Annotated in this window: 10 protein-coding genes; 9 read left to right on the top strand and 1 reads right to left on the bottom strand. The window is 39.5% G+C overall.

The window, feature by feature from the left end:
• Window positions 1-63: 63 nt before the first annotated feature.
• From gyrA to G601_RS0110885, 8 genes are all read left to right on the top strand, one after another.
• A complete protein-coding gene (gyrA, locus tag G601_RS22925) occupies window positions 64-2,601 on the top strand; it encodes a DNA gyrase subunit A (protein WP_242834413.1) in 2,538 nt (845 codons plus the stop codon).
• Window positions 2,602-2,606: 5 nt separating this feature from the next.
• A complete protein-coding gene (locus G601_RS0110915; RefSeq protein ID WP_026665375.1) occupies window positions 2,607-4,055 on the top strand; it encodes a GGDEF domain-containing protein in 1,449 nt (482 codons plus the stop codon).
• A gap of 91 nt (window positions 4,056-4,146) precedes the next feature.
• A complete protein-coding gene (locus G601_RS0110910) occupies window positions 4,147-4,359 on the top strand; it encodes a hypothetical protein (protein WP_026492704.1) in 213 nt (70 codons plus the stop codon).
• 23 nt (window positions 4,360-4,382) lie between these two features.
• Window positions 4,383-5,657: a chloride channel protein gene (locus G601_RS0110905; protein WP_026665374.1), complete on the top strand. Its 1,275-nt coding sequence runs from the start codon at window positions 4,383-4,385 to the stop codon at window positions 5,655-5,657.
• 43 nt (window positions 5,658-5,700) lie between these two features.
• Window positions 5,701-6,462 carry an exodeoxyribonuclease III gene (locus G601_RS0110900; RefSeq protein ID WP_035790696.1) on the top strand — a complete coding sequence of 254 codons (762 nt, stop codon included), beginning with the start codon at window positions 5,701-5,703 and terminating at the stop codon, window positions 6,460-6,462.
• A 104-nt stretch (window positions 6,463-6,566) separates the two neighbouring features.
• The gene (locus G601_RS0110895; protein WP_242834412.1) at window positions 6,567-8,021 is read left to right on the top strand and encodes an MBOAT family O-acyltransferase; all 1,455 of its coding nucleotides are present in this window, start codon (window positions 6,567-6,569) and stop codon (window positions 8,019-8,021) included.
• A gap of 20 nt (window positions 8,022-8,041) precedes the next feature.
• On the top strand, window positions 8,042-9,142 hold the full coding sequence (locus tag G601_RS0110890) for a hypothetical protein (protein ID WP_026665371.1): 1,101 nt from the start codon (window positions 8,042-8,044) through the stop codon (window positions 9,140-9,142).
• 6 nt (window positions 9,143-9,148) lie between these two features.
• The gene (locus G601_RS0110885; RefSeq protein WP_081673499.1) at window positions 9,149-11,401 is read left to right on the top strand and encodes an ABC transporter substrate-binding protein; all 2,253 of its coding nucleotides are present in this window, start codon (window positions 9,149-9,151) and stop codon (window positions 11,399-11,401) included.
• Between the two features lie 71 nt (window positions 11,402-11,472).
• Here G601_RS0110885 and G601_RS25035 read toward each other — a convergent pair whose 3' ends face one another.
• Complete coding sequence (locus tag G601_RS25035; protein ID WP_051201043.1) at window positions 11,473-12,330, bottom strand: MurR/RpiR family transcriptional regulator; 858 nt, start codon at window positions 12,328-12,330, stop codon at window positions 11,473-11,475.
• A gap of 207 nt (window positions 12,331-12,537) precedes the next feature.
• Between G601_RS25035 and G601_RS0110875 the strand changes: the two genes are divergently transcribed.
• On the top strand, window positions 12,538-13,077 hold the full coding sequence (locus G601_RS0110875) for an NADH peroxidase (protein WP_026665369.1): 540 nt from the start codon (window positions 12,538-12,540) through the stop codon (window positions 13,075-13,077).
• Window positions 13,078-13,253: the final 176 nt, after the last annotated feature.

Here is a 13,253-nt window from a genome sequence, read left to right as displayed (position 1 = left end):
GCTGATGACGTATTTGATCAGGTAACTACTGACAGAATTAAGGAAGTTGACCTGCAAAAGACCATGGAGTCTGATTACATCGACTATGCCATGAGTGTAATTGCTTCAAGAGCTCTTCCCGATGTCAGAGACGGACTTAAGCCTGTTCAGAGAAGAATTCTCTACTCCATGATAGAGCTGAACAATGGACCCGATAAGCCGCACCGTAAATGTGCTCGTATCGTAGGTGATACAATGGGTAAATTCCACCCTCATGGTGACAGCTCAATTTACGGAGCTTTGGTTAACATGGCTCAGCCCTGGTCAATGAGATACTGTCTTGTTGACGGACACGGTAACTTTGGATCTGTGGATGGTGACGGCGCTGCCGCTATGCGATACACAGAGGCAAGACTTACCAAGATTTCCATGGAAATGACTGCTGATATCAACAAGGATACAGTAGATTTCACACCTAACTTTGATGAGACAGAAAAAGAGCCTGCAGTACTTCCTGCAAGATTTCCTAATCTTCTTGTGAACGGTACAACAGGTATCGCTGTCGGAATGGCTACAAATATTCCGCCTCACAACCTTCGTGAGGTAATTACTGCTGTTGTTAAGATGATTGACAATAAGGTAAATGAAGATAGAGAGACAGATATTGAGGAGCTTTTACCCATCGTAAAGGCACCTGATTTCCCTACAGGTGGTATCATCCTTGGCACAAGAGGTGCAGAGGAAGCATACAGAACAGGTAGAGGAAAGGTTGTAGTTCGTGCGGTAACAGATATCGAGACTATGCCTAACGGTAAGAGCAGAATTATCGTAACAGAGCTTCCTTATCTGGTTAATAAGGCAAATCTTATTTCCAAGATTGCAGAATATGTAAAGCTTAAGAAGCTTGACGGCATCACAGCTCTTAGAGATGAATCAGACCGTGAAGGTATGAGAATCGTTATTGAGCTCAGACATGATGTAAATGCAAATGTAATGCTCAACCGTCTCTTCAAGCACACACAGCTCCAGGATTCATTCGGTATTATCATGCTGGCTCTTGTTAACAACGAGCCTAAGATTCTTGGACTTGTTGATATGCTTCACCACTACATCGTCCACCAGGAAGAGGTAGTAACAAGAAGAACACAGTACGATCTCAACAAGGCTGAAGAGAGAAATCACATTGTTGAGGGATTGCTCATAGCTCTTGATAACATCGATGAGGTTATCAAGATAATCCGTGGAAGTAAAACTGTTCAGATAGCAAAAGAACAGTTGATGGAGAGATTCGGATTATCAGATGCTCAGGCACAGGCTATCGTAGACATGCGTCTTCGTACTCTCACAGGTTTGGAGAGAGACAAGCTTGAGCAGGAGCATGCTGAACTCTTAAAGAGAATTGAAGAGTTGAAGCTCATCCTTTCTGACAAGAAGGTACTTCTTGGAGTAATCAGAAAAGAAATCACAGAGATATCTGATAAATACGGCGATGATCGTAAGACTCAGATAGGACATGATGATTCTGACATAAACATTGAGGACATGATTCCCAATGTTAATACAGTTATAGCTATGACAAACGTTGGTTATATCAAGCGTATGTCCATAGATAACTTCCGTGCACAGAACCGCGGAGGTAAGGGAATAAAGGGAATATCCACAATTGAGAACGACTATGTGGAAGACCTTCTTATGACCACAACACACAATTACATTATGTTCTTTACCAACAAGGGAAGAGCTTACAGACTTAAGGCTTACCAGATTCCTGAGGCGTCAAGAACATCCAGGGGAACAGCAGTAGTAAATCTTCTGCAGCTCTCACCTGAAGAAAAAATCACAGCTACTATTCCGATCAAGGAATACACAGAGGAGAAGAACCTCTTCATGGTTACCAAGAAGGGAACCGTTAAGAAGACTCCTGTAATGGAATTTGCAAATGTAAGAAAGAACGGACTTACAGCAATCAATCTTGATGATGACGACGAGCTTATCGAGGTTAAGACAACAAAGGCAGATTCTGAGATTTTCCTTGTAACAAAGAATGGTATGTGTATCAGATTCAAGGAGACAGATGTAAGACCTACCGGAAGATCATCAATGGGTGTAAGAGGTATTATGCTCGGTGATCAGGATGAAGTTGTAGGAATGCAGCTTAATTCTCAGGGTGATTCACTTCTTATCGTATCTGAAAAAGGCTTTGGAAAGAGAACAGAGCTTGGTGAGTTCCATATCCAGCTCAGAGGTGGTAAGGGTGTTAAGTGCTACAAGATAACAGAGAAGACCGGAAATGTAATCGGTGTCAAGGCTGTTAAGGATGAGCACGAGATCATGATGATCACAGACAGCGGAATACTGATCCAGCTCAGAATGGAAGAAATAACAATCCATGGCAGAGTAACATCAGGTGTTAAGATGATAAATCTTGACAAGGGTGTCAGTGTAGTTGCCATTGCAAAGGTTCGTGAGAAGATTTCAAACGGTGACGAAGAGTTCGAAAACATCGAAGATGCAATGGAAGATATTCCTGAGGACGACGGTGTGGAAATAACCGACGACTTCGACGATGATGATACTGACGATATCGAAGAAGGCATTGAAGAAGAGACAGACGAAGAGTAAAACTTATGAGAGTTGGGCTTTTAATTTCTGAATTTAAGGATAAAAATGTTTGCGATATGTGTCTTGGAGCAGACATTGCTGCAAGAGACCTAGGGGTTGAACTGGTCATTTTTCCGGGAAAATATATCATCACTGATAAAAACTTCAGTGATGATAATCCCTATGAATATCAGTATCAGGCAGTATTTGATTATATCTATGAGGCCGGCTTTGACGGACTTATTGTGGATATAGAGCGCATTGGAAATAGTGCGCCGATACTGAAAAAAGAAGGCTTCCTTAAGCAGTTTGGAAAAAAGCCCCTCCTTACAGTTACAGAGCTTGAAGGCTTTGAAAAGGTCGAATATAAAAAGGACACACCCTATTTTGAAATAGGCTTCCTTGCTATTGAGCAGATTCTGTCAAAGGTATCTGATAACAAGGTAAAGGCAAAGAGAAAGAGTATAAATGAGTTTACAGCTGAAGATGTTATTAGTGTAAATAGCAGAACATCAGCTTTGGCAGAGCTTTCTTCTCAGTGCAATTATGAGAAGGATAATTATGATCTCATATTCAAAAAAATAGCTCAGGCCGGATTTAAGAATTTTGAAGTATTTCTTCTTGAAAGTCCTCAGATATGTTCAATGAAAAAGGGCTGGAAGGTACCTAAATACAGTAAGCGTATAATTACCATTCATGACGGAAAAGCTGATAAATTTGATAAGAAGACAGATATGGAAACCTCTGATATTTTTGACCTTTCCAAAATCAAGGGTACAAAAATTATAAGAAATGTTTTCAGAGGTGAGGAGCAGTATGGTCTTTTTATCATCGGATTTGAAGACAGTGTAAGAACAGGAACCTTTGATGACCTTATTACAAGCATTGTTCTTAGCGGAATAAGAATGAATTTCTTAAGAAAACGTCTTATTGATGCTGAGGAAGAGCTTACTCAGTGCCAGGAGGAGATTGCAAGAGACGGATCTGTTCTTGATCATATTGGAGATAAGGATTATCTTACCAATCTTCCTAACAGAAGAGGATTTTTCACAAAGGCATACGATCTTCTTAAAAAGGACTTCAAGGAAGGAAAATATGCTGTAGTTGCATATATAGACATGGATTCATTAAAAAACATTAATGCTATTCATGGCCATGACGAGGGCGACCACGCTGTAAAGAGAGTAGCTGATATTCTTGAAGAAGTATTTGGTAAAAAGAGTGTCTGCGGAAGAATACGTGGTGACGAATTTGCTGTAATAGAGGTTACAGACGAAGAGGATAAGGCTGAGGAACTCAGAATTGAGATGGCCCGTCAGAACAATAAGCTTCTCATGGAGAATACAAAGTATCTTAATCACTTGATCTATTCTATCTGCGAATTTGATTATGAGGAGAGTCTGTCACTTAGAGAAATGCTCAAGGAAACAGATGATAATCTCAAAAATATGCGAAGAATGGAAACTCTTGGTTAATAGTTTATAATTTATTAAGTTGTTAAAAACAATAAAAGAAGATACAATGTGCTTAACTAGTATCATTAGCATTTAATTTAGAGGATAGTAAATGGGTACTGATGCAAACGGATTAGATCCAGAACAACAGGCTTTACTTGCGAGTATTATGGGTAAGTCTTCTCAACAGGGAGCAGGCTCATTTAGTATGCCCGCAGCAGCTGGAGCTACGCCAACACCTGCCGCGGCTCCCAATCCTGCAGATAGTGGTAAGATGCTAAGTCAGGCAGAGATAGATGCACTTATAGCGTCAATGTCAAAATAATAAGATAGTTTTTGGGTGAGAAAATGTCTGTTCAAAACAATGCGAATAGTGAAGAACCACACTATAAGCATCAGATCAGAAGGCTTTTATCCACACTGAAATGGTTGGTGCTTGGTATTATTGTGGGATTAATCATAGGGGCAGTTGGGGCTGCCTTTTTTCATGGAATCAGATTAGCTACTGAGTTTAGAAAAGCTCACAGCTTCATGATATATCTGCTTCCCTTTGCGGGTCTGCTTATAGTATTTCTGTACAGACTTTCCAAGGAATATGAGGATACCGGTACGAATCTGGTTATCACAACGATTTCAGCCGGTGATCATCTGCCAAAAAGAAAGATACCCCTGATATTTGTAGCAACGATCTTAACACATCTCTGCGGAGGAAGTGCGGGTAGAGAAAGTGCTGCGCTTCAGCTTGGCGGAAGTATCGGATATAACTTTGGTGAGCTCATAAAGCTTGATGAAAATGACTGCAGAATAATCACCATGTGTGGCATGAGTGCAGCTTTTGCAGCACTCTTTGGTACACCTATGGCCGCAGCATTCCTTGCGATGGAGATAGAGGCGGTTGGAGTAATGTACTATGCTGCTCTTATCCCCTGCGTCTTATCTGCGCTGGTTTCAAGCACCGTTGCCCAGCATTTTGGAACAGTTCCGGATGTTTTCACAGTTGAAATCGTTCCGGCCTTTTCAATAAACAATGCAATAAAGGGCGGAGTACTTGCTATTCTTTGTGCACTCATAAGCATCATGTTCTGCATAGCCATGAAGAAAAGCGGCGAGCTGTACAAGAAATTCTTCAAAAATCCCTACATCAGAATATTTGTAGGTGGATGCCTTGTAGTAGTTCTTACACTTATAGTAGGTAATAATTACTACAATGGAGCAGGAATGGACATCATAGAGCTTGCTACAAGAGGAGAAGCTCCGTATATGGCCTTTGCTTTTAAGATGCTCTTTACAGCAGTTACCATTGGAGCCGGTTATAAGGGCGGTGAAATCGTACCTGCACTCTTTATAGGAGCAACCTTTGGAAGCCTGTATTCCCAGATATTTGGATTTAATGCTGCTCTTTGCTCAGCAATCGGAATGGGAGCACTTTTCTGCGGTATAACAAATTGCCCGATTTCATCTCTTCTTCTTTGTTTTGAGATGTTTGGATATAAAGGAATGCCATATTATCTTATAGCAATTGCACTTAGCTACACATTCTCAGGCTACTACGGAGTATATGGCTCACAGAAAATTATGTATTCAAAGTTCCACAATAAATACATTAACCAGAAAACAAGGTAACTGACAAATCAGGCACATAATAGCTAATTAACAGGAGATAACAATGTCAAAAAAGCTGGTATCATGGAACGTTAACGGACTTAGAGCATGCGTATCAAAGGGCGAATTCAATAGCTTTATGGAAAATGAAAAGCCCGATGTTATAGGCCTTCAGGAGACAAAGCTTCAGGAAGGTCAGATAGAGATTGATCTGCCCGGATATCATCAATACTGGAACTATGCAGAGAAAAAGGGATATTCAGGAACAGCTCTTTTCACAAAAGAAGAGCCAATAAATGTTACCTATGGTCTTGGAATCGAGGAACATGACCATGAGGGAAGAATAATAACAGCTGAGTATCCGGAATACTATCTTATAACCGTCTATGTACCCAATGCCAAGGATGATTTGTCCAGACTGGAATACAGATGCAGATGGGAGGATGACTTCTTAAAATATGTTAAAAAGCTTGAGGAGACAAAGCCTGTTATCTACTGCGGAGATTTAAATGTAGCACATAAGGAGATAGACCTTAAAAATCCGAAGCCCAATCGTGGACACGCAGGCTTTACAGATGAAGAGCGTGAGAAATTCACAAATGTGGTAAATGCAGGCCTGATCGACACCTTCAGATATTTTTATCCTGATCTTGAAGGAGCTTATTCCTGGTGGTCCTACAGATTCCAGGCGAGAGCAAAGAACGCAGGGTGGCGTATCGACTACTTTGTAACATCAAAAGCTCTTGAAGACAAAATTGAAGATGCAGTTATCTACAAGGATCAGATGGGATCAGACCATTGTCCTGTAGGACTTATACTTAAATAAACAAATAACCTTATAGTTGAGACATGTCATTTAATTCATTTTCGTTTATCTTAATATTTTTACCAATAGTGCTGATAATCTGGCACGGACTTAATCGGATCAAAATGTGGAAGCTGGCAGATCTGGCACTTATCGCAGCTTCCCTGATTTTGTACGGCCTTTTTTCAGTGAGATTTGTCTGGGTTTTAATGGTTTCATGTCTTATAAACTATGGAATATCCAGGCTAATTGTGGATAACTTCCTGAAAAAAGCAGAAATAATCCATGTAATAGGAATTATCTTTAACATTCTTCTCTTAGGATTTTTTAAATACTCAAATTTCTTTGTTTCCAATATTTTTACAGTCATAGGAAAAGAAATCCCGGAATTAAAAATAATAATGCCTGTGGGAATAAGTTTTTACGTATTTTCACAGATAGCATTTATAACTGATATAAAGCGTGAAAAAGAAAATAAGGTCAAGAAAAATGAAAAGCTTGGAGATGTAGATTTCATAGAATATCTCATTTACATCACATATTTTCCTAAGATAGTTCAGGGACCTATAGCTCTCCCCTATGAGATAATCGGTCAGATAAGAGATACTGAAAAAAGAGCATTAAAGGCTGAGAACTTCCGAAGAGGTATAGAGCTTTTTGTAATAGGACTTTCCAAAAAGGTACTTCTTGGAGATAACCTTGCTAAGATCGCGGACTACGGATTTAAATATACCTACTATATGGATACTCTTACAGGAGCGCTGGTTCTGATATCCTATGCATTCCAGCTGTACTTTGATTTTTCCGGCTACTGCGATATGGCAGAGGGCGTAAGTCTGATGCTTGGAATAGAGCTTCCGCAGAACTTCAACTCGCCCTATAAAGCCTTCAGCGTCAGAAACCTCTGGCAGAGATGGCACATGACACTTACAAGATTTTTCGTAAGATATGTTTACATTCCTCTTGGCGGATCAAGGAAGGGAAAGCTTAGAACAGCAACTAATGTACTTATAATCTTTATCCTCAGCGGATTTTGGCACGGAGCAGGCTGGACATATATATGCTGGGGACTTGTCATGGGAATCCTGGTGGTATGGGATGACCTTGGAATCATGGCAGTCGAGGGAGATATTAAAAAGAGCTATCTACTTAGGGAAAAGCCTTTAGTTGTAATTCCCAGGATGCTTGGACAGATACTTACATTTATGATGTTCCTTGTATCACTGATATTCTTCAGATCCCAGGACATGACTTATGCACTGCAGTATTTTAAACAGCTTGTGATACCGACCTGGCCGGGATTTATGTATAAGACATCAGCAATGCTTGATATATCTGAGAACTACCTGCTTATTACCGCTGCAAATATGTATGCGAAGCAGTACACAAGCATCCTGTATCTGATCACATGGATAATTCTTCTTGTGATATCTGTTTTAGTGATAAGAGCAAAGAACGCCCATGAGATCGTGGATGAAAAGAGGAATTCAGTAGGACACGTGATCTTTATGGTCATCATTTTTATATGGTCCTTTATCTCATTATCACAGGTAAGCACATTTATATATTTCCAGTTCTGATTGTTTAAAGAGGACGATTTTTGAAAAACGGTAACAAAGACATTAATTTCATAAAAAGATTTGCGATAGCATCTCTTGTGGTTATCATACTGACAGGCGCAGTGGTATTTTGCATAGATCCTTTTTATCACTACCATAAGCCCTGGTTTGGACTTAAGGCAGTTCTTAATGACAAGGAATATCAGTGTATAGGTACCCTCAGGCACTTTGATTATGACACACTTATAGTCGGATCATCTGTTGCTGAGAATAATGACAACGGTTGGTATGACGAAGCATTTAACTGCAAGTCAATTAAGGCGATAAGGTCTTATGGTGCAACGGCAGACCTCTGTTATCTGTTAGATGAAGCCTTTGCATCAGGTAATGATATAAAGAGGGTGTTTTATAACATAGACCCTTCATCGCTAAATGCAAGTACTGAAACCACCTACGAGATGACAGGATGCCCTATGTATCTGTACGATCATAATCCTTTTAATGATGTGCAGTATCTGTACAATAAGGGCGTAATCCTTGAGAAAATCCCATATATGATAGTTAACTCATATATAACTGACTACAATGAGAACCTGTCATATAACTGGGCAAAGTGGAAGAACTTTAGCAGCGAGAGCGCTCTTGGACTTTATTTTAGAACCAGAACCGAAACTCCCATGATGGATGAGAAGGTCTATGACGAGCAGCTTAATGGAAATATAGAGCTTCTTACAGGTGAAGTTGAAAGACACCCTGACACAGAGTTTTATTTCTTTTTCCCTGCATATTCCATGCTCTGGTGGGACGGAATATACAGAACAGGTGAGAGGGATGCATTTATCCACTGTGAAAAGGAGATGGTCAAGAGTCTCTTACAGTATGATAATGTAAAGGTCTTCTGTTTCCAAAATGAGCAGGATGTAATAACAAATCTTGATAACTACATGGATTCAATCCATTTTTCTCCGGAGATCAATAAGCTTATGCTTGATCAGATGATAGCCGGTGAGTACCAGATGACAGAAGACAATTACGAGGAAATGCTTGATGACATGAAGAGCTTTTCGGATAAAATAGTTAATGAGCTTATTAAGCCCTACGAAGAACAGAACCTCTTAACATACGAACAGATAGAAGAATAAAAAAATATGATCAAAAAACTGCTAACAGGGGGGATAGTTGCGGTTATGGTACTGTCTATGACTTTTTCATGCGCTTGCGGGAAAAGTGGCAGTACATCACAAAAAGTAGATTCAAATACAGAGATCAATACCTATGAATTCAAAGACCTTGGCATAAATATTTCAAGTGACAGTGAGTATTCCAATTTTACCTTTGATAAAAACGGAATGTACTGCCTTAGAATGACAAAGAGTGACGGACATAGTACTTATAGCTTTTCAAGAGTCAGAAACGATGAGAAAAAGGCAGAGGAAATACTGTTAGAATCAGGTAATGTTAACCTTGAATGCCTTACTATGGGAGATGAAGGCTGTTTTTATGCCATACGAACAATATACCCGGATAAGGTAGCATCTCTTAACACACCGGATGATAACAGCTATACCGGTAATGGGGAAAAGAGACTGGTTAAATACTCCTCCTCAGGAGATGAGATCTGGGCTGTAGCTTTAACGGATAATGATGAGAACTCACATATTTTGGATATTGCTTATATTAAGGGAAAAGGAATCATTACCTACTCTCAATACGGTGGATACTCTCTCTATGATGAGGATAATGGCCGTGTAAGTCTGTTGCAGATTAAGGAAGAGGGGAATCTGCATGGAGACAGGAGATTTTTCACCTCAGCTGATGGAAGAGTTTTTGTAGGGGAGACAGATGGTAAGTGGAAATATTTCCTTAGTGAGTTAGATCAAAAGAAGCTGACTCTTGGGAAGAAACATTATGCGCCGTCAGATATCGCTAACGGAAGTAATCTTTTTCCAGGAATTACCTATAACTTTTACTATTTAAACAATAATTACATATATGGTTTTAATGTTGGAGATGGCAGCTTAAAAAAAATCTGCTGCTTTGAGGACTACGGTTTTTATTCAGACAGTACGCTGCTTCTTTATGAATACGCTCAGGGGACCTTCAGACTTGTATCTAACTATGGCGCAGATACCATAAAAACTACTGAGATATCAAAGAGAAATACTCAGAGTAATGTAAAAGAGATAATCACTATCGGAACAGCTTTTACCGACGAATATGTAAAAAAGAGGATAGTTGATTTTAACGAAAGCAGTGACGAATATTTTATAAAGGTCAAGAACTACGCGGAGGAAGGATATTCAAGCTATTATTCAATATACCAGGCGATGAACAAGGATATTGAAGAGGGGAATGCGCCGGATATCATGGTTCTAAATTCCTACGCGTCCATCGATTCGTATATATCAGATGGACTTCTTGAACCCCTTGATTCATATATTGAAAATGATGAAGAGATAACTAATAAGAAATATCTTAAGAGCATTAATTCTCTTCTTAGCAGAAACGGTAAGCAGTACATGGTAATGCCTTCATTTACGGTGGCTACCTGCGCAGCTTCAAACAGTCTTCTTGAAGGAAAAGAAATAACACTTTCAAATTATATAAATCACTGCAATAAGCACAACATCAAGCTGCAGAACATGATGGGAACAAAGACCTTTGACAGTGCAGAGGATCTTTATACAGCCTGTGCATTTGACTTTATAGACTTTGAAAATAATACCTGTAACTTCAAGAATTACAAATTCATAGATCTTCTGATTTTCATAAGAGAGCTCAAAAGAGCACAGGAGCATAATAACCAGAAGATAGATGACAACTGCTTTAGAGATAAAAAGGCTCTTTTGCAGAGCTGCTTTATAACATCCTTTGAGGATTACAGAATTATAAAGGATGGATACTTTAGTGCAGATGTGGTTTTCAATGGCTATCCCGGAAAGGATAGAGGACTTTCATATATTGATCCGGGAATGCTATTTGGTATCAGCAGCTTAAGCTCCAACAAAGAAGCAGCCTGGGAATTTATAAGGTATTTCCTTCTTGATGAATACCAGTACAAAATAGACTGGGGATTCCCGGTAAATGAGGACGCCTTTAATGCACTGATGGAGAAGTCTGAACAGGATAAATACTACATCGATGACAGCGGCAGAAAGATAACAACCAACAGTACGGCAATAATCGGAGACAGGGAAATAACGATCACGCCTCTTAACAGAAATGAGGCGGAGAGCTTTAAAACCTTTATCTGCTCAATAGACAGACTCCGTCATCAGGACACTGAGATAATAAAGATAATAAGTGAGGCAGCAAAGCCCTACTATAACGGAGAAATAACTGCTGAGAAGGCATCAAGCCTGATACAGCACAGAGTTGAGAAATACCTTAGCAGTAATTAAAAAAACGCCCCGGATATTTTTAATGATATCCGGGGCATAATAATATACTTTTTTTAAGTAGATAAGAGTAATCAATAGGTTCCCATATCATGGAACAGATCATAGGAATCCTGAAGATGCTGGCGAATGTTTGCAAAGTCTTTATTTGCTACAGCTGTATAAAGAGTATCTACAAGGAAAAGCTGCGCAAATCTTGAGCTTGTAACACCACTCTTTTTATCAATTTCAGGGGATGTGGTAAAGAGCACATGCTTACATCCCTGAGCAAGGGGACTGTTTCCGAGCTTTGTGATAGCAACTGTATCAGAGCCTCTCTCATTTGCAATCTTCAAAATCTGCATGATTTCATCGGTTTTACCTGAATCGCAGAAGAAAATGGCTACATCCTCTTTCTGGAGCTGAGCGGCATTCATGAGACTGTTATGATAATCCTCATTGTAGGTTACGTTATAGGACAGTCTCTGGAACTTGGTGAAAAGATCGTAAGCAGCAAGTGAACTGCTTCCTACACCAAATATCCTGATCATTCTTGCACCGACTATAGCGTCAACGGCTCCCTCAAAGGACTGGGAATCGAACAGTCTGTAGGTAGTCTGAATAGCCTGTGAGCTGGTAGCGCAGATGTTATCGGCTATTGCCTGCATTGATGTATATTGGTTAAGATCCTTGAACTCTATGTGAGGACCTGCTTTTTCAGCTTTCTTTGCATCTGAGAAAATCTCGCGCTTTAGACCTTTAAGTCCTGAGTAGCCAAGAGACTTGGAGAATCTGCTCCAGGTAGCCTGTGTCGTTCCTGAAGCCTCAGCAAGCTCTGCTACGGTATTGTTATATATGGTTGCATCATTTTTTAAGCAATAGTCAGCTGCTTTGCGCTCTTCTCTGGTAAGATTTGCATAAACGCTTTTAATTCTTTCTTCTAATAATGACATATTCTATCCCCTTTTCATCATAGGCGAGAATAACGTAATTAACCATTTATAGTATAACGCAAAAACAGTAATTACATTATTAAATAACAATAATATATTTAAGCATTTATTAAAATTCTATAAACGATTAAATGTGTTAAAATTATTTGGTATACTAATAACAGTATTACCTATATTTGTATAACTTAAGAAAGGAGATTTCTGTTTATGAAATGGGTTTGTTCAGTATGCGGTTATGTTCATGAGGGAGATCAGCCGCCGGCAGAGTGTCCGGTATGTCATGCTCCTGCTGAGAAATTTACAAAGCAGGAAGGTGAGCTTACATGGGCAGCAGAGCATGTTGTTGGAGTAGCTAAGGGTGTTCCGGATGACATTATCGAAGATCTTAGATCTAACTTTAATGGTGAGTGCTCAGAGGTTGGTATGTATCTTGCTATGAGTCGCCAGGCTTACAGAGAGGGTTATCCCGAGGTTGGTGATTACTATGCTAAGGCTGCATGGGAAGAGGCAGAACATGCTGCTAAGTTTGCAGAGCTTCTTGGTGAGGTTCTCACAGAATCCACAAAGAAGAATCTACAGATGAGAGTAGATGCTGAGAATGGCGCTACAGCAGGTAAGGTAGATCTTGCAAAGCGTGCTAAGGCTCTTGATCTTGATGCAATCCATGACACAGTCCATGAGATGGCTCGTGACGAGGCAAGACATGGCAAGGCATTTAAGGGATTATTGGACAGATATTTTAAATAAGATAAAGCATAGAGTTTATAAGTAAAAAGTTATATGAGAGAGAACCGATATCATTTGATGGTGGTTCTCTCTTTTTTATTCTTACAGTTGTCCCTTTAATGTACTACCTATTTTTATGAACAAAATAAGGATAAAAGAATTGTCCTTTTATAAAGTTGTCCTTGTTTCTTTTCACA

Source organism: Butyrivibrio sp. FC2001, from assembly GCF_000424125.1.
GTDB lineage: Bacteria > Bacillota > Clostridia > Lachnospirales > Lachnospiraceae > Butyrivibrio.
Note: the sequence above shows the minus strand (reverse complement) of the source record. Positions and strands in the feature narration are given on the sequence as shown.